Annotated in this window: 19 protein-coding genes; all 19 read right to left on the bottom strand. The window is 68.4% G+C overall.

Annotated elements, in window-relative coordinates; genetic code table 11:
- Window positions 1-11 precede the first annotated feature (11 nt).
- The 19 genes from P8934_RS07790 to P8934_RS07700 all read right to left on the bottom strand — a co-directional run bounded on the left by P8934_RS07790 (window position 12) and on the right by P8934_RS07700 (window position 17,718).
- On the bottom strand, window positions 12-1,361 hold the full coding sequence (locus P8934_RS07790) for a Na+/H+ antiporter family protein (protein ID WP_278033673.1): 1,350 nt from the start codon (window positions 1,359-1,361) through the stop codon (window positions 12-14).
- 287 nt (window positions 1,362-1,648) lie between these two features.
- Window positions 1,649-2,290 (bottom strand): PASTA domain-containing protein, encoded by a 642-nt coding sequence (locus P8934_RS07785; RefSeq protein WP_278033672.1) that lies wholly within the window; start codon window positions 2,288-2,290, stop codon window positions 1,649-1,651.
- The gene (locus P8934_RS07780) at window positions 2,287-3,429 is read right to left on the bottom strand and encodes a PASTA domain-containing protein (protein ID WP_278033671.1); all 1,143 of its coding nucleotides are present in this window, start codon (window positions 3,427-3,429) and stop codon (window positions 2,287-2,289) included. Before P8934_RS07780 ends, P8934_RS07785 begins: the two co-directional genes overlap by 4 nt.
- Window positions 3,426-4,073 carry a hypothetical protein gene (locus P8934_RS07775; protein ID WP_278033670.1) on the bottom strand — a complete coding sequence of 216 codons (648 nt, stop codon included), beginning with the start codon at window positions 4,071-4,073 and terminating at the stop codon, window positions 3,426-3,428. Before P8934_RS07775 ends, P8934_RS07780 begins: the two co-directional genes overlap by 4 nt.
- Entirely contained in the window at window positions 4,073-4,456 is a 384-nt protein-coding gene (locus P8934_RS07770) for a hypothetical protein (RefSeq protein WP_278033669.1), read from the bottom strand. Before P8934_RS07770 ends, P8934_RS07775 begins: the two co-directional genes overlap by 1 nt.
- A 331-nt stretch (window positions 4,457-4,787) precedes the next feature.
- Window positions 4,788-5,330, bottom strand: coding sequence for a hypothetical protein (locus tag P8934_RS07765; RefSeq protein WP_278033668.1), 543 nt, complete (start codon window positions 5,328-5,330; stop codon window positions 4,788-4,790).
- Window positions 5,330-6,217: a hypothetical protein gene (locus P8934_RS07760; RefSeq protein WP_278033667.1), complete on the bottom strand. Its 888-nt coding sequence runs from the start codon at window positions 6,215-6,217 to the stop codon at window positions 5,330-5,332. Before P8934_RS07760 ends, P8934_RS07765 begins: the two co-directional genes overlap by 1 nt.
- 35 nt (window positions 6,218-6,252) lie before the next feature.
- Window positions 6,253-6,720, bottom strand: coding sequence for a hypothetical protein (locus P8934_RS07755; RefSeq protein ID WP_278033666.1), 468 nt, complete (start codon window positions 6,718-6,720; stop codon window positions 6,253-6,255).
- Window positions 6,717-8,453, bottom strand: a complete 1,737-nt coding sequence (locus tag P8934_RS07750; RefSeq protein ID WP_278033665.1) for an OmpA family protein — start codon at window positions 8,451-8,453, stop codon at window positions 6,717-6,719. The genes P8934_RS07755 and P8934_RS07750 overlap by 4 nt, the downstream gene beginning before the upstream one ends.
- Before the next feature lies 1 nt (window position 8,454).
- The gene (locus tag P8934_RS07745) at window positions 8,455-9,039 is read right to left on the bottom strand and encodes a hypothetical protein (protein WP_278033664.1); all 585 of its coding nucleotides are present in this window, start codon (window positions 9,037-9,039) and stop codon (window positions 8,455-8,457) included.
- A complete protein-coding gene (locus P8934_RS07740; RefSeq protein ID WP_278033663.1) occupies window positions 9,036-10,133 on the bottom strand; it encodes a hypothetical protein in 1,098 nt (365 codons plus the stop codon). The genes P8934_RS07745 and P8934_RS07740 overlap by 4 nt, the downstream gene beginning before the upstream one ends.
- A gap of 179 nt (window positions 10,134-10,312) precedes the next feature.
- Complete coding sequence (locus P8934_RS07735; RefSeq protein WP_278033662.1) at window positions 10,313-11,323, bottom strand: DUF4105 domain-containing protein; 1,011 nt, start codon at window positions 11,321-11,323, stop codon at window positions 10,313-10,315.
- 82 nt (window positions 11,324-11,405) lie between these two features.
- Complete coding sequence (locus tag P8934_RS07730; RefSeq protein ID WP_278033661.1) at window positions 11,406-12,374, bottom strand: branched-chain amino acid transaminase; 969 nt, start codon at window positions 12,372-12,374, stop codon at window positions 11,406-11,408.
- A 43-nt stretch (window positions 12,375-12,417) separates the two neighbouring features.
- Window positions 12,418-13,530 (bottom strand): class II histone deacetylase, encoded by a 1,113-nt coding sequence (locus tag P8934_RS07725; RefSeq protein ID WP_278033660.1) that lies wholly within the window; start codon window positions 13,528-13,530, stop codon window positions 12,418-12,420.
- On the bottom strand, window positions 13,527-14,468 hold the full coding sequence (locus tag P8934_RS07720; protein WP_278033659.1) for an ornithine cyclodeaminase family protein: 942 nt from the start codon (window positions 14,466-14,468) through the stop codon (window positions 13,527-13,529). Before P8934_RS07720 ends, P8934_RS07725 begins: the two co-directional genes overlap by 4 nt.
- A gap of 1 nt (window position 14,469) precedes the next feature.
- Window positions 14,470-14,826 (bottom strand): RidA family protein, encoded by a 357-nt coding sequence (locus tag P8934_RS07715; RefSeq protein WP_106231538.1) that lies wholly within the window; start codon window positions 14,824-14,826, stop codon window positions 14,470-14,472.
- Between the two features lie 26 nt (window positions 14,827-14,852).
- On the bottom strand, window positions 14,853-15,887 hold the full coding sequence (locus P8934_RS07710; protein ID WP_278033658.1) for a histone deacetylase family protein: 1,035 nt from the start codon (window positions 15,885-15,887) through the stop codon (window positions 14,853-14,855).
- Between the two features lie 11 nt (window positions 15,888-15,898).
- A complete protein-coding gene (locus P8934_RS07705) occupies window positions 15,899-17,176 on the bottom strand; it encodes a TRAP transporter large permease (RefSeq protein WP_278033657.1) in 1,278 nt (425 codons plus the stop codon).
- Entirely contained in the window at window positions 17,173-17,718 is a 546-nt protein-coding gene (locus P8934_RS07700; RefSeq protein ID WP_106231530.1) for a TRAP transporter small permease subunit, read from the bottom strand. Before P8934_RS07700 ends, P8934_RS07705 begins: the two co-directional genes overlap by 4 nt.
- Window positions 17,719-17,727 lie beyond the last annotated feature (9 nt).

The raw sequence follows: 17,727 nt of genomic DNA, 5'->3' as shown, positions 1-17,727 counted from the left end.
AGGGAGCGCGATCAGAGGGTCATCGCCGCCAGCCAGCCGAAGGCGATCAGCGGGATGTTGTAGTGCAGGAAGGTCGGCACCACGCTGTCCCAGATATGGTCGTGCTGGCGGTCGACGTTGAGCCCCGAAGTCGGCCCCAGGGTGGAGTCCGAGGCGGGCGAGCCGGCGTCACCCAGCGCCGCGGCGGTCCCCACCAGCGCCACCGTGGCCAGCGGCGAGAAGCCGAACTGTACCGCCAGGGGCACGAAGATCGCCGCGATGATGGGGATGGTGGAGAACGACGAGCCGATGCCCAGGGTGATGAAGAGCCCCACCAGCAGCATCAGCAGCGCGGCCAGGCCGCGGTTGTCGCCGATCACCTCGACGCTGGAGGCTACCAGGGTCTCGATCTGCCCGGTGGCGGTCATCACCGCGGCGAACCCCGAGGCAGAGATCATGATGAAGCCGATCAGCGCCATCATGCGCATGCCGCTGGTGAAGAGGTCGTCGGCCTCGCGCCACTTGAAGATACCGCCCACCGAGAGCAGCGCGAAGCCCACCAGACCACCGAGGATCATGGAACCGGTCCACAGCTGGATGCCCAGGGCGGCCACGATGGCGACCACTGACATAAGAAGCCCCAGGGCATGCGGCTCGTGCACCTCGGGATGGTGGTGCGGCACGTTGGTGGTTGCCACATCCAGCGCCTCGTAGTCTCGCGGCCTGCGATAGCTGACGAAGAGCGCCACCAGCAGGCCCAATGCCATGCCAGCCACCGGCACGCCCATCGCCAGGGGCACCATGCCGCGAGTGATCTCGAGGCCCAGCGCCTCGCCGGCCTGGTTGATGTTGGCCAGCAGGATGTCATTGAGAAAGATTGCCCCGAACCCCACCGGCAGCAGCATGTAGGGGGCAGTGAGGCCGAAGGTCAGGGCACAGGCCACGGCGCGGCGGTCCAGGCGCAGCTGGTTCATCACCTTGAGCAGCGGCGGGATGAGGATCGGGATGAAGGCGATGTGCACCGGTATCAGGTTCTGGGAAGAGATCGAGACCAGCAGCACCGCGCCGAGCAGCAGATACTTCACGGTGGCCTGGCGGCTTGCCGAGGCCTCCTGGCCGAGCAGTCGGATCAAGCGGTGCGCCAGCAGGTCCGGCAGCCCGGAGCGCGAGATCGCCACCGCGAAGGCGCCAAGGGTCGCATAGGCCAGCGCCACCTTGGCGCCCCCACCCACGCCGTCATTGAAGGCCGCCAGGGTCGCCTCGATGGAGAGCCCGCCGACCAGCCCCCCGACCAGCGCACCGACCACCAGCGCAAAGACCACCGAGACCCGTGCCAGCGACAGGCCCACCATCACCAGCACCGCAATGATTACTGCATTCATGACCGCTTTCCCGAAAAAGGAGTTGGATTGAGACGAAACGGCGCAGGATTCTACCAGAAGGGAGGCACCGCTGCCGCAGCACCTTCCGCGGCAATGTCACCGAATGGTCATCGCTTTCTCACGATACCGTCACGGGCATCGACGATAACGGGAGGGCCAGGCAAGGGAGACTGCCGGGCACGGCGACAGGAAGTCCAGGGGGCAGGAGGCCCCGCAAGGAAGAGCGGCATCGGGAGAATGCCCAGGGAGGAGATACCGCCACGACGCCCGCGTCGTGGCGTTTTTCATCAGGGTTCGGGATTCGCTCCCAAGGTGACCGACACGGGATCGCCACGACGCAACAGCTCGCCCGGGGCGGGCACTTGTGTGCGGACCACCCCCGACGGCGCACCCGACGGATCGACGTCCATCTCGAGCCGGAAATCGGCCAAAAGCTGCTGTGCCTCGTCACTCTGCATGGAGACCAGTCGAGGCACCGCCACGATCGGCAGGTTCTCGACCTCAGGAGGGGGCGGCACCGGCACGATGCGAAACCGCAGCGATGCACCGATGGTGGCCTGGTAACCGAAGCGGTTCTGGTATCCCGCATCCACCGGAGTGGCGTACATCCTCACCCCCTTTCGCCTTATCGCCCCGCCGGGCGCGGAAGCGCTCGAAGGACGCGCCCCGGCAATGTCCTGTCCCGACAGCGAGAGCGCGACCTTGACCTCCCCCTCGGTCTCGGGAAGGGTGTAGAAGGTCGGCTGCCAGCCACTCCGACGCATCAGGGCCGCCACCTCGTCGTTGTCCTGGTAGAGGGCTTCCAGTTGGGCCAGCGCCTGCTCGTCCAGGGCGCGCTGGGCATGCGCCACCCCCTGCCCTACCGAGGCGATGATTTCGCCCAGGGGTGCTGCCGCCGTGTCGTGTATCAACCGCTTGATGTCAGTCATGGCCCTGCCTCCTCGGTGTCCGATCCCACGGCGACCACGATCCCCAGCCGTCCATCGGCCTCAGACAGGTCGGCCCCCGGGGCCGGTCGCTGCTCGATGATGGCGCCGGAGGGGTGGCGCTGGCTATACCGCTCGATCACGTCCAGCCGCAGCCCAGCGGCCAGGGCCTGGCGCCTGGCCGACTCGAGGGTCTGGCCAATCAGGTCGGGGACCTCGGCAGACGCTGGCGCCGCAGCGATCCGTGGCGGGTTGAGCCGCAGCACCAGCTCGGAGACGTTGTCCGACAGCACCTCCCTGGCCTCTACGCTGTCGAGCGGATGGAAGCTCTTGCCGCCCTCCATGACCAGGCCGCGAATGCGCAGCTCGGCGGAGGCCAGCTCCATCCCCTGGTCGGCACGGGCCAGGTCCAGCGCGCCCGAGATGGTCGACGTCAGCCGCTCCATGGGCGGTGATGTCGAGACCGTCTTGCGCAGCTGGTCTAGCTGGCGACCCAGTTGTTCACTCTGGGCCTCGCTCTTCTGAAGCGCCTGGTCGAGCTCCTGGATGCGATGTTGTCGCAGATCGACCTGGACCTGCAATTGCTCCCGCTTGGCGGTCTCGGCGCTGAGCATCTCCATGACGACCGCGGTCTTGCGCGTTTCCAGCATGCCTGCGGTCACGCCGCCGGCTTCCGGCCTGGCCGAGTCGGTCGCAGTGTCGATACCCGGCCGGAGGCTGTCGGGCGACAGGGTATGGACCTGCGTATCCAGCATCAGGTCCGCCATGTTGAGGTTCATTCCGGAGAGCCGTTCGGGACGACGGCGCGAGACGGACGGCGCTGACACTCCGGCGCCCGGCAACATCACCACCTCCCCGAACGAGACGTTCAATATGGTACGCGCCATGTGGTAGGTGCCTTGCTGGGACAGGACTTCCGCCGGGTCGGTGTCCGCCTTGACCAGTCGCAGGGCCGGCGCCAGCTTGCCCTCATCCTGCAGCCCGGTGCCGATGGCGAGCCTTCCCTCGTCGTTGGTCGTGGACCGGTCAAGCCCCATCCATCCCCTGCCGAGTTGGTAGACCTGGAGTTCCACCACCTGACGGGGGGCAGGCTTTCGGGCGGCATCCAGCAGGCTGGCGGTCACGCGAAGCTTGATGGTCATGAGAACTCTCCTGGCAGCAGCAGCCGGCCGATCGCGCCCCGCGACTCCACCTGCACGACCACCTGGCGACCCCTGAGCGACGAGAGTTCGACGGCCAGATGGGCGCTGCCGTCCTCCCTCGTGGTCAGCCGCTGTGACGGCAGCAGCGACAGGCGCTGCTGGGCTGAGGGTCGGTAGCCGAGGAGTCGCTCGGTCATCTCGACATCTACCTGGAGAGAGACGGGCACACCGCCCAGGCGCTCGCCGGCCATGCTGGACACCTGGATATCCAGCCGCTGGCGACTGGCACGTCCTTCGACGGCAGACAGGCTCAAGTCCAGCAGCGTCTCCGGCCGTCCGCCATGCGCGGGCACCGTCGCCAGCCGACCGGAGATCGATGAGGTGACGCGCGTTTCCCGCCCGGCCTCATCGGCCTGGCGGCGTGCCTTGGGGAGCAGCCTGAGCCTGGTCGGCTGGCTCGCCTCGGTCTCCTCCGAGAACTCCACCTCGAAAACGAAATCGAGGTAGGGGATCTCGTAGCCATGTCCGGCATCGCTCGTGCGCGCCGCTTCCGACAGCGTCCCCTGGGCATCCTGCATGGCATCCGCCAGCCCCAACAGCATGTCCCGTATCGCATCAGCCGCAACCTGGCCTCCCTTGCTCATTACTCGTCCTCCTGGGCTTGTCGTTGCCGGCGCGCTCGGGTGAGACGCCGGTCGTCGGCCTGCTGCTCGCGCTGCAACCATCGCCGACGCGCGAGGGCCAGTTCCCGGGCACGCTCGGCACGCTCGTCCAGATCGCCGCAGCCCCCCTCCGCCAACGAGAGCAACCGTTCACGCCTCGCCTCATAGGAGCGGGTGGGCGTGGTGGGGAACACTGTCTCCAGCGACTCGCGACCCCGGCGCTCTGCCTCGTCACGAGGCCCGGTGACACGGCCCACGTACTGATCGAGGGCGTCCGTATCGTCCCATGAGTGTCCCGGATCTCGCAGCCCGCTTCGCATCGGGGGATCGCCCAGCAGGCGCTGGCCGGTTCGCAGGGGCAGCAACGGATCTTCACCGGGGAGCTCGGATGTAGCCTCCCGGACCTCGGTCAACTCGCGCCCGCCAGAGCGATTGGTCTGGGCATCACGCCGGGACGCCCAGGCCGCGTCGGCCCGACGGCGCAGCGCGAGAGGGGTGACGGGAAACCGGGCATCGGCGTTCCCGTTCGGCTCGGCCCCGCCGGAAGCGAGGCGCCGCATCCTGGCCTCGAGTTCGGCACGCTCCCGCTGGAGAGCCACCAGGGATTCGGGCAGGGGCGTCGACGCGGCCTCCTGGGACGACGTGTCCGACGCCGTCTCCTCCTGCAATGAGGCCCAGCTGTTACGCGGCATCGGTCTATTCCGGTTCCGGCTCGGTGGACAACATGGCGCGGATGCGTTCCTCCAGGATGGCCGGCGCGGGGACGGTCACCAACTTGGTCCGCATGAGCGAGCTTCCCTCGGCGGAGTACTGGTACTTGCTCGAGAAGCTGGCCGAGACGGTGGAGACCTTCATCTTGGCGCTCGCCGACAGGAACCCCACCTTCCCGCTCACCGAGGCGTTGACGGTGGTACTGCTGCGCTTTTGCTCGCTCTCGGTGGCCATGGAGATCGACATCTTGACCTCGATGAGCGTGTCCACGAACTGGTAGAAGGTCGGCGTGAACCCGAGTTCCAGGAGCGAATAGCCCTCCGGGCTGTCATCCCCGATCCTGACCAGGTTGGGACGCTCGCTAGAGGCCGTGCCCTCCTCCTCGTCTTCGGGCGCATAGCCGGCCATCAGCCGGGCGATCTTCAGCGAGGTGAGGTCGAGCTCATACTGCGCCTCGGCGATCCCCACCCCCATCGACTTGACCATTTCCGGGAAGGGGACGTTGAGCAGATCCTGTCCGACGGCCATCACTCCTCTCCTTCTTGGGGATAGATAGCTTCAAGGCGGCGCCGGCGCGCATCCTCCTCGACCTCCATGAAGCCGCGAATGCGTTCGGTCAGTACCGCGGGAGGCGGCACCGGCACCATCTTGGTCCGCAGCAGGCTCGCCCCTTCGGCGCTGTAGCTGTACTTCTGGGAATAGGTAGCATCCACCTGGGTCGTCTGCACGGAGGAGTTGCTGCGATAGGTCTTCGACTTCTTCACGCCCGGCGGCCAGGTCAGTCCTACTCGGGTGCTGCGGCCGGCGCTGCGCTGCCGGTCGCTGGTCGCATTCGAGGTGGTGCGCTCATAGGCGCGCTCACGGGTCATGCGGATGGCGATCTTCACCTCGATGATGGTGTCCACGAACTGATAGAAGGTGGGCGTGAAACCCAGTTCCATCATCGACAGGCGCGTCGGGACCCGAATCACCTTGTCGGCCAGCCTCTCCCCTCCCACCTGGGTGTCCAGCGCGTTGGAGATATCGGCATTGGCGCTGGTATCCCGGCTGAAGTTCCTGAGCGGTTGCGCAACGTCCGCGCTACCGCCCTCGGCCTCGGCCATCTCCCCGATGATCTCGAGGACGACCTCCTTGAGCCGTATGGAGTCTTCGTCAAGCGCCCCGGTGAGGGAGTCATCGAAGATGGCGTAGTAGAGTGCCTGCTCGACGGTCATGTACTCGTAGCCGAAGAACACGCGGCTGTCGTCGAAGGTCTGGTTGCCGCGGCTGTCGATGACCGACTGAAGGCCACCCATCATCTCGGCGGTTCGCATCGAGCTCTGGTCGAGCTGGTACTGGCTGTCCGCGATGGCGAAGGCCATGTCGCGAATCATGTCCCCCATGGGGACATCGAGAAGGTCCTGTCCAATGCTCATGGTCGTTCTCCTTGTTGTAGACCGGTGCGACCGGCTCACTCGCTGTCGGCGTTACGCTGCTGGCGCAGGAGCGCCATGAACTGCTCGGGTGGGGGCAGCGACACCAGCCGGGCAGCGATGGATGACATGCCGGACGCCTCCATGGCGTACTTCCTGGCATAGCTGACCGAGACGGTGGCGGCCGCCATATAGATCCCGGCATTGACGCCGCCGGTGACGGAGGCGCCGATGGAGGTATCGGTCGACTCGCTCACGGTGAAGCTGAGCCGCGCCTCGACGGTCGCCTCGGTATAGGCGTAGAAGCTCGGCGTGAAGCCCAGCGCCAGCAGGCTGTAGGTCTCACCGCCGACCTCGACCTCCGTCTCCCCCATCACCTTGGCCATTTCCACGGCATTGCGATCGAGGGCGAACTGGCCCTCGGCGATGGCCATGCCAAGCCGTTCGACGATCTGCGGCAGCGGCGCCGTGACCAGGGCACGGGTCGTCCGGGCCCCGGCACTCATGACCGACGCTCCCGCTGCAGGGCGTGGATCGCCTCGACGAAGAGGTCGGGCGGCGGCACGGAGGCCAGTCGGGCGGAGATCTGGCTATTGCCGGTCACCGCCATGTTGAACTGCCGGGACTCCCGCTTGTTCACGCTGACGCCGATCGCCACGGCGGTGCTGGCGCCCTCGCGGCTCTGGACCTGGCGTGACCGCGAGCGCGAGAACTGCTGGGTCACGGTAAGCCCCTGGCTGCCGGTCAGCTCGAGCTGCGCGCTGGTAGCGCTGAACAGCTTGACGTCATAGGTATCGGTGGCGCGCATCACCTCGACGACGTGGCCCACCCGGTTGGCGCGCAGCGAGCCGGTGGCGTTGAGGGCGGCCGTGAGGTGGTGCGCGTAAGCCTCGGCGGCATTCGCCGCGTGCCCCGCCACTGCCGCGCCGTCGAGGGGAAACGCCTGTCCCTCGACGGTGACGGAGAACGTCGACAGGTCGGGCGAGGCCGGCTGCCACAGGAACACGAAGCCGTTGCCGTCGCCGCCGCCCTGCAGGTCGGGCGCGACCCCGTCCAGCAGCGCACTGCCCTGGCTGCGCAGTGAGAGCCAGTAGTAGTCGCGCTCCGGCGTCGCGATCGAGGTGGCCCGCCACTCCTGATTGGGTGTGCCGTCGTCCTCACCGGCGTCGCGGGCACGCCCCTCACCCCGGCTATCGACCAGCTCGATGCGATCCGCTCCCACGCCATTGGCCATCAGGAAGTCGCGCACGAAACGTGCCCTCGCCTCACCAAGCGCCAGGTTTTTCTGAGCCGAGCCCTGCCGGTCGGTCATACCTTCCAGGCGAACCCGCATGCCCGTCGCGGCAAAGGCGCGCGCCAGTTCGGTCAGGGAACGTCGATCGTCCGCGCTACGAAACTCCGCCTTCCCGGTGTCGAAATAGACCCCGAATTGGGGCTCTCCCGCCTGATGCGGGGGGTGCAACGTCGTGGTGAAGCCGCCGGCCGCGTCGACCTGGGCCTTGACGTGCTGGGCATACGCCGCGAGATCGCCCTGGACACTGGTCGAGACCGTCGTGCCGGTATTCAGCACATAGTCGGTGGCGGCGTCGTCGCGGATGGCCACCAGCCCGTTGGCGGTGGTGGTGAAAGTGAAGGCCACCGAACGAGCGCCGGTCACCACTTGACTCCCCGGCGCGTCACTGGTGATGGTCAGGGCGGCGTCCGGAGGCGAATAGACCAGCGCCTCGATCCCCTGCCCGCCGACCAGTTGGTCACGCAGGCTCCCGAGCCGGGCGCGCGGCGTCTGGCCGGCGGGCACCACCTGGGTCCCGTTCACCGTGAGCGTGCCGGTGGCATCGGCACGGTACTCGAGCCGGGCCTCGCGCGTCTCGACCCGCGTGCCGCTCTCGCTTTCCGATTCGCTTGCCGACGACGAGGCACTCTGCTGACGGGTATCGCCCAGGCTCGCACTGGCCGAAAAGCCGAACTCGTCGGTCTTGCCCACCTCGAGACGCAGCTGGAGGGATACCGAGACATCGGCATGCTGGTAGTGGTAGAAGGCGGGCATCAAGCCGAGTTCCAGCAGCGAGCGCTCCCCCAGGGAGTCCTGAACCTCGGTAAAGGCCTGCATCTGGCGCACCGAGTTGTCGTCCAGTTCCTTCTGGGCCTTGGCGATGCCCAGTCCGAGCTCCTTGATGAACTCGGCCACGCTGGCATCCGCCAGCACCTCGCCGGGCGTCATGCCGTCGTAGTTGGCCATGTCATGTCACCTCCTGTCGGGAGAGGTCCGGCGGCAGGACTGCCCTGCGCGCCAGGTCAGGGCGAACCCGGGCGCGGCGAACGGTGTAGTAGCCGTAGCGCGTCAGGGCGTCGGCCAGGGTCTGGGCGGTGATGGTCAGCGCGCGCCGCCGCCAGGCCTGGAGTTCTGCGGCCAGGGCAAGCTGGCCGGGATGGGCGATGAAGACCGCCTGTTCCAGATGATGGTCGGCCTCGTCCTCACGCCCGAGGAAGAGCAGCAGGACGGCGCGACGCAGGGTCAGGGTCGCATGATCGCGTCGCTGAAGGTGGGATTCCGCCCCACGCCGCTCCAGTTCCTCGCAGGCGGCGACGGTGAGGGCCAGGGCATCGGCATGTCGGCCTTCGCGCTCGAGGCTCTCGAGGATGCAATCGGTGTAGTGGCGAGCGAAGGGCGTCGGGGCCGACATCTCACTGGCCAGGCGCAGCGCCGTCCGATAGAGCTCGAGCGCTCGTCCGTGGTCGCCGGACAGCGCGGCCAGCTTGCCCTTCTCCGCGATGGCCAGATGCCGGAGATGCGGCGACCCCTGGTCCGAAGGCGTTGCCGTCATCGCATGTCTCCCGGTGTGGTGGCCGCATCGACGAAGCGGGTCCGGGCGCCGGCCGTTGCCAGCTCCTGGGCCAGCACCCTCGCCTCTAGGTCGGACAGGTCGGCCACGATGCGCGCAGGGGGCCGCACGGTCTCGTCCAAGCCGAAACGGGCCAGCACGGCCTTGAGCCGGGCCACGTCCCGGACGGCAAGCAGTTCGATGCCGGCCCGACCGAAGCCGCTCGGCTCCCGGTGGACCGACAGTCCGATGGATCGGGCCTCGTCGAGGCATTGTTGCGCGTGGGACTCGTCGCAGACCTCGGCCAGGGCGAGGGGCGGATGGGCAAGCACGCGGGGAGCAACCTGGGGCGGAATACCGAAGCGTTCCTCGAGCCAGGCCAGCACCTCTTGGTCGGCTGTCGCCCGGGCGGTCAGCACCAGGTCCCAGCGCATGAGCGCGCGATTCACCAGGCGGATGCCGTCCTGTCGGCCGAGGGAGGTCCAGAGCGAGCGGGCCTCGCCATGCGATAGACCCAGCGGACACCATCCCGGACGCACCCGCTGCGCCCTCTCGCGCAGGCGCGACTGCAGCCAGGCCGGCACACTGGCTCCCGGGGCGAGATGAAGATCAAAGGGGCCGGTGTCGCGGGGGGCCCGCGTCACCAGAACGCCCTCGCCGAGTCGCCGGGAGAGACTCTCCACCGCCGCCGCCCCGACGCCACCGAGCACCACGCCCGGGGGAGTCGCCAGCAGTCCGAAGGCGCGCTGCGCCGAGACGCCGAGGAAATCAGCGAGAGATTCCGTCACGGCCGCGATGCGCGAAGCATCCAGCACCTGGACGGCCACGTCGAGAGAGGGCTCCTCCGGCAGGGACTCGCCATGGGGGGCCACACGCGACTCGAGGCCGAGAGAGGTCAGTAGCCGGTCGAGGGCCGAGGCGGTATCGGCGTCGAGGTCATCGACGAGAACGGTCGGGGAACGGAAGATGGCTTCGGCCACCTCGGCGACTGGCCTGGCAAGACCGTCGGCGACGGCGCGGAGGGCCGGGGGGCTCACGTCACCGGGCGCGGTAACGACCACCTGGTGACGTGCATGAGGCAAGGCCGAGCGTGTCATCCCCCGTGCTCCTTCCACGCGGACAGCGTGGTGATGGGGAGAGGGCGCCTCGGGAATCGCATGACCTCGGAGGGTCATCGGCGAGACGGGGCACCGAATCAGCTAATCATGCTTTGAAGCTAAGTTGAGGGAATCAGATCCGTCAAACTCAAATGAGCAGATCGGTCATGCCCTACTGTTCAGGTTTTTTCAGACCACCCCGGCACGCCGCAGCGGATTCGACGCGAGAAGTCGGGCGCGTCATGGGCCTGCCGGGCGCGCTCGGTGATGTCCCCCAGGCGGCGCAGCTCGTGCAGGGAGTAGCCGTCCACCAGGCCGCCATGGTCATGGATGTAGCCCGGCAGCAGGCCGCTGAGCAGCAGGCGATGGTCCAGCGGCAGCCCCTCGATGATTCGCCGCATCATGGCGAATACCAGGGTGGTGCAGTTGGCGGTGATGGTGTGGTAGTAGCGCGGCTCGCGCTCCAGGTCGTTGGCCGCCGCCACCAGGGCCAGCAGCAGGTCGCGACGGGCCTCGGGCGGAAGGGTGACATGGTAGAGGGTGACTCGCTCGCCCCGCACGTTGCTGCGCAGGCGCACGGCGTCGCGTTCGTCGGCGGCGATGATCGCCAGCTCGTACTGCTTGAAGAAGCCGCCGATCTCCGAGAAGCGCTCGTGGCGCTCGCGGCGCACCTCCACCGAGAAGGCCACGAAGTCCTCCTCGGCCGCCCCCTCAGCGGAGAAGCCGAAGGAGACCAGCACGTGGGCGATACCCGGCCGGCCCCAGCTCGAGACGAACAGGTCGACCGAGTCCAGCCGACGCAGGTCGTAGACGCGCCGCTCCCAGCCCCCACAGGCATCGCTCGGGGTCTGCCAGTCGAAGTGGCGCACCCGGTGCAGGATTAACCGCTGCCCCTCGACGTCCCCCGTTGCCAGGTGGGCGACATCCTCGGCCCACGCCAGGTCTTTCGCCGGCCTGAGTCGCCGCCACCAGGCCAGCAGCGCGGTCATCTGCACCGCCATGGCGGCAAGCGGCCCCAGCCGCGCGCCCTGCCAGGCCAGCCACAGCCAGATGCTCCCCGCCAGCAGCCAGAGGGCCACCACCAGCCACCGCCAGGCCCATGGAAGCGCCAGGCGATGGCCCAGGGCCAGCGCCCCCCAGAGGGTGGCGAGCAGCAGCGCCAGGCGCAGGATGCCGTCCAGCAGGGCCATGATCATCGTCGTCCTTGCGAGCGTGGTAGCGCGAGGCTACCACGGCCGGCAGGGCCGGATGTCAACGTGGCGGGCCGGTGGCTCAGGCGTCGGTCAGCCAGCCGGCGAAGTCCTGCAGGTCATCGCCCAGATCGCCCCGGGTGACCCGGTGATAGAGCCGCTGCAGCCGGGCGGTCAGCGACGCCTCGGCGATGGGCTTGTCCGGCGGCGGCGCCCCGGCCCGGGCGCCGATGTGCCGGCCATCGAGCTCGCGCAGCGGCAGCAGCTCGGCCGCGGTCCCGGTGACGAAGGCCTCGTCGGCGGTGTAGAGCTCGTCGCGGGTGATGCGCCGCTCGCGCACCTCAATCCCCAGCACCTCCCGGGCCAGATGGATAACGCTGTCGCGCGTGATGCCCTGCAGGCAGGAGGTCACCTCCGGGGTATGCAGCACGCCGTCGCGCAGCAGGAAGACATTGGCCGCCGAAGCCTCGGCGACATACCCCTCCGGGTCGAGCATGATCATCTCGTCGAAGCCCGCCTTCACGGCGGTGTTGAGCGCCAGGATCGAGTTGACATAGTGGCCGTTGGTCTTGGCCCGGCACAGGCTGATGTTGACATGGTGGCGTGCCCAGGAGGAGGTCAGCGCGCGCAGGCCGATGGCAGCGGCCTCGGGCGAGATGTAGTCGCCCAGGTCCCAGGCGGCGATCATCACATGCGTGGTGAGCCCCTTCGCCCTGAGCCCCAGCCCCTCGGCGCCGAGGAAGACCGTGGGCTTGAGATAGGCATTGGTCAGGCCATTGCGCGCCAGGCACTGACGCTGGGCCTCGATCAGCGCCTCGTCATTGAAGGATAGCGGGATATCGAGGGCGTGGGCGCTATCCAGCAGTCGGCGGGTGTGCTCCGCCACCCGGAACAGGTGCGTGCCACGCGGGCCGTCATAGGCGCGCACGCCCTCGAAGCAGCCCATGCCGTAGTGCAGGCTATGGGTCAGCATATGGGTGCGGGCATCGCGCCACGGCAGCCACTCGCCGTCATGCCAGATCCAGCCGTCGCGATCATAGAGCGGTGTCATGGGCGTGGGCTCCTGACGTGAAAGAGTCGGTCATCGAACGGGCTCAGAGCCGGCCGGCCGCGGCCCAGGCCGCGCGCCAGCCGTCGATCAGCTCGCGCTGGTGGGGCTGCAGGGCCTGGTAGGGCCAGGCGGCGATCTCCTCGTCCTGGGGGTCGGGCACCGTGGTGTCGCTGTCGGCCAGGGCCTGGACGACCGCGTGGCCGCACAGCGGGACATAGCCCTCCGAATAGCCGCCCTCGTGGACCATCACCAGCCGCCCCTCGCAGAGGCGATCGGCCAGCTCGCGGACCTGGCGGGTCATGCGGGCGAAGGCCGTGCTGTTGAGCAGCATCTTGCCCAGCGGATCCTTGGCGCAGGCGTCATAGCCGCAGGCCACCACGATCAGCTCAGGCGCGAAGGCCTCGAGCGCCGGCAGCACCAGCTCGGTCATGGCGTGGTCGTAGGCCCCGAGGCCGCAGCCGGGCGGCAGCGGCAGGTTGAGGCAGGCGCCCTCGCCGGGCCCCTCCCCCTGTTCCTCGAAGGTGCCGGTATCCAGCGGATAGTTGCCCGCCTGGTGGATCGAGACCGTCAACACCTCGGGGTCGGAGTAGAACGCCGCCTGCTGGCCGTTGCCGTGGTGCACGTCCCAGTCGAGGATCGCCACCCGCCCCGCCTGGCCCAGGGCACGCGCCCGCATCACCGCCACCGGGATATTGCCCAGCAGGCAGAAGCCTCGTCCGCGGTCGGCCTCGGCATGGTGGCCGGGGGGACGGCAGAGCGCATAGGCGCGCTGAAGTTCCCCGCTGGCCACGGCCTCCACCGCGGCGATGGCCAGCCCCGCCGACTGGCAGGCGGCGGCCAGGCTGCCCGGCGTGTAGGGCGCGCAGTCGCCGCCATCGCCGCCGCGGCCCCGGTCGCCCGCCTCCAGCGCCGCCAGGTAGCGGGGCGTGTGGAAGCGCTCGAGATCCTCGCGGCGAGCCGGCGAAGGCTTGCGAACCGCCAGTTGGTCGATCAGGCCGGTGACCTCCAGCAGGTTCTTCAGCCGCCGCTTGCTCTCCGGGCTCTCCGAGGCCGGCTGCGGCTGCAGGAACTCGCCGGGGGCCGAGAAGACCCCGATGGCCCCCGGGTCGTGCCAGAAGCAGCGCTCGTGCCAGAAGAAGCCTGTGGCAGCCGTCATTCACGGCCCTCCTGCCGTTCCCACACCTCGATGGCCGCGGCCAGATCCTCCAGCGAGGCCCCCACCGACTTGAACAGCGTGATGGCGTCGGCCGAGGAGCGTCCCGCCCGCTCGCCGCGCAGCAGCTCGGCGAGCTCGCCGCGGATGGCGTCGAAGGCGAAGCCCCCTTCGTCGATGGCCTGCAGAATGTCGCCCGCCTCGCCCCGAGCCCCGGCATAGGTGTCGACGAACACCTCGCTGCGGGCCAGGCACTGGGCATCGGTCTCGCGCATGGTCGGCCGGAAGGCCCCGATCAGGTCGAGGTGGGTGCCGGGCGCGAGCCAGTCACCGCGGATCAGCGGCTCGGTGGAGAGCGTCACGCAGCTGACGATATCCGCCTCGCCGGTCGCCGCCTCGAGGTCGGTGACCGCGGCGCACTCGAAGCGGTCGGCATAGTCGGCGGCCAATTGCTCGGCCTTTTCGGGGTTGCGCCCCCAGACCCGCACCCGGGTGATGGGTCGGACCGCGGCATGCGCCTCGATCACCATGGGGGCCAGCTTGCCGGTGCCCACCACCAGCAGGGTCGCGGCATCGTCCCGGGCCAGCTCCCGGGCCGCCAGGGCCGAGGCCGCCGCGGTGCGCCGCCGGGTCAGCTCGCTGCCGTCGATGCAGGCCAGGGGGCGCCCGTGGGCGCCCTCGCTGAGCAGGTAGACGCCGGCGATGGCCGGGAGCCCATGGTCGGCGTTCTGCGGGAAGACGTTGACCATCTTCACGCCGATGTAGCCGGCCCGCTCCCAGGCCGGCATCAGCAGCATGGTGGCCTCGCCATCGGGGCGGTGCATGGCGTGGTGGTGTCGCGGCGGCGACTCCACCCCCTCGCGAAAGGTGGTGGCCAGCCGCTCGACCAGTGCCGGCCAGGCCAGCGAGGCCGACACCTCCTCGGCAGTGATGATCCGCATCTCAGGCCTCCGGCAGCGCCGCGGTGACCATGATCTCCACCTTCCACTCGGGCTTGGCGAGCTTGGCCTCGACGGCGGCGCGCACCGGCGGGCGTCCCGGCACCACCCAGCCATCCCAGGCGGCATTCATCTGGTCGAACTCGGCCATGCTGGTGACCCAGATCTGGGCGGCGACCAGGTGCTCCTTGGAGGTACCGGCCTTGGCCAGCAGGTCGTCGATGCGGGAGAGCACCTGCTCGGTCTGGCCACGCATGTCGGCGGAGGGGTCGGTCGGCACCTGGCCGGCCAGGTAGACGGTGCCGTTGTGCACGGTGATCTGGCTCATGCGGGCATTGCTGTCGTGATAGGTGACGGTCATGGCGTGTTCTCTCGTCGGGATGGCAGTCAGGCTGCGGTATAGCCGCCCAGGAAGGCGGCCAGGTTATCGCCCAGGTGCGCGGTGGGGTAGCCCCCCTCCTGCACCAGCACGGTGGGCAGGTCGATGGCGGCCAGGCGCCGCCCGATCTCGGTGAAGTCCTCGGTCTCCAGGGCCAGGCCGGCCAGCGGGTCGTCCTTGTGGGCATCGAGCCCCAGGGCCACCACCAGCGCCTGGGGGCGGAAGCCGGCCAGGCGTTCGATGAGGCGGTCCAGGGTCGCCAGGAAGGTCGCGCCGTCGCTGCCCAGGGGCAGCGGCAGGTTGACATTGGCGCCCTTCCCGTCGCCTTCGCCGTGCTCGTCGGCACCGCCCCAGAAGAAGGGATAGAAGTCGGCGGGATCGGCATGCAGCGAACCGGTCCAGACATCGCCGCGGTCGTAGAAGATGTCCTGGGTGCCGTTGCCGTGGTGGAGGTCCACGTCGAGGATCGCCACCCGCTCGTGATGCTCGCGCAGCACCGTGGCGGCCAGCGCCGAGTTGTTGAGAAAACAGAAGCCCCCGGCCCGCTCGGGGCCGGCATGGTGGCCAGGCGGCCGGCACAGGGCATAGGCCGAGGGCTCGCCGGTCAGCACGGCGTCGGCGGCGGCCTCGGCGCTGGCGGCGCTGGCCAGGATGCCGGCGAAGCTGTCGGCGGTCATCGGGCAGGCCATGTCATGCATGTGCCAGCCCACCAGCCCCACCGGGTGCCGAGGATAGTGGTGCCCGCCCCCGCAGGGGTGGACATTGGGCGCCACGATCTCGGCCGCATCCGGCAGTTCCCGCCAGCGGGCATGGATGGTCTCGAGGAAGTCGAGATAGCGCGGGGCATGGATCCTGGCCAGGCGGTCTCTCAGCCGCCCGCTGTCGACCTCGGTGGGTGGCGTCATGGAGAGACCCATGGAGGCCAGCCCCCGGGTCAGCAGCTCGGCCCGCACCGGCCCTTCCGGAGAGTCCACCGGCCGGCCTCGCAGCAGGAAGGTCGGCGGCGCGTGGCGTTCCTGGTCGGGGTGATAGAAGAGCTTCATGAGGGAATTCCTTAACCCAGCAGCGAGGGGATCCAGGTGGAGAGCGACGGGAAGATGACCAGCAGCAGGATCACCGCGATGAAGGCCACGTAGAACGGCAGCGAGGCGATGATCGCCCGTTCGAAGGGCACGTTGGCGATCCTTGCCGCCGTCATCAGTGTCATCCCCACCGGTGGCGTGACGTTGGAGATGTTCAGCACCACGATCATCAGGATGGCGAAGTGCAGCGGGTCCACCCCCAGCTGGATCATTGCCGGCACCAGCACCGGCGCCACCACCACCAGCGCCGGCAGCACGTCCATGACCGTGCCGACCAGGATCAGCAGGCCGCAGACCAGCAGCAGCTGCAGGAAGGTCGAGTCGCTGAAGGTGGTGATCAGGCCTGCCGCGTCCCGGGCGATGCCGGAGCGGGTGACGAACCAGCCAAGCACCGCCGAGGTCGCCAGCAGGAAGAACACCACCCCCGAGAAGCGCACCGTCACCACCAGCGCGTGCCAGATCTTGCGCCAGGTGAGGTTGCGGTAGAAGACGACCCCGATGGTGATGGCATAGACGGCGGCGAAGCCCGAGGCCTCGGTGATGGTGGTCAGCCCGCCGAGGATGCCGCCGAGGATGATCAGCGGCACGATCATCGCCGGCAGTGCCACCAGGAAGGCCACGACCGCCACCTTGAACGGCGTGGGCGGCTGCTTGGGGTAGCCCCGTTTCCAGGCCAGGAAGAAGCTCACCGCGAGCAGCGCCACGGCCATCAGCAGGCCGGGGATGATCCCGCCGGCGAAGAGGTCGATCACCGAGATGTCACGCAGCAGGGTGGCATAGACCACCATCACCACACTGGGCGGGATGATGGGTCCGATGATCGACGAGCAGGCGGTGATGGCCGCGGCATACTCGGCGTCATAGCCCTGCTTCTTCATCTCCGGGATCATGATCTTGCCGATCGCCACCGTGTCGGTGATCGCTGCCCCGGTCAGGCCGGCGAAGAACACCGACACCGAGACGTTGACGTGGGAGAGTGCCCCGCGCACCCGGCCGAAGAGGGCATTGTTGAAGGCGATCAGCTTCTGGGTCAGGCCGCCCTGGTTCATCAGCTCGGCGGTGAAGATGAAGTAGGGAACGGCGATCAGCAGGAAGCCCGAGACGCCCGAGAACATGCGGTCGGCGATGATGCCGAGCATGCGCTCGCCGCCCATGGCGAAGCCGCCGGCCAGCCCCGACATGGCCATCACCACGGCCACCGGAGCGCCGATCAGCAGAAGCACGACGAAGGCGATGATCGCGGGCGTCATGAGCGCTCCTCCCCATCAGTGGCGTCGATGAGGCCCTCGATCACGGCCTCGTCATCGATGAAGTGTTCCAGCAGGTCGAAGCCCTGCACCAGGTGCAGCAGGATGATGACCCCGCTGATCGGTACCACGATGGCAGTGAACTTGCCGGAGATCTGGATCTGGTCGGAGACCATGTAGACCTGGGAGGCCCCCTGGAAGAAGATCCAGCCGTACCAGACCAGCATCAGGGCGAACAGCGCGATGACGGCGAGGCAGAGCCCCGCCGCCACCTTGAGCAGCACGCGTGGCAGGCTGCGTACCAGCAGCGTCATGGCCACGTGCTCGCCGTAGCGCAGCGAGATGGTCATGGAGAGAAAGCCGATCCAGGGCAGGAAGAGCCGCGCCAGGGAGTAGGTCCAGCTCAGCGTGCTGCCCGTGGCCAGCTTGTAGAGAAAGGCCGTGAAGGAGATGCCGAGCATGATCAGCACGCAGGCCACACACGTCACGATCGCCACCTGATTGACCACGTCACTCAGGCGGCGCAGGGGCTGAAGTCGATCCATCAGGTCACC

Origin of the sequence: Halomonas sp. CKK8 (assembly GCF_029625235.1) — a bacterium.
Classification (GTDB): Bacteria; Pseudomonadota; Gammaproteobacteria; order Pseudomonadales; family Halomonadaceae; genus Halomonas; species Halomonas ventosae.
The sequence above is the reverse complement of the archived record's forward strand: the minus strand, read 5'-3'. Positions and strand labels throughout refer to the sequence as shown.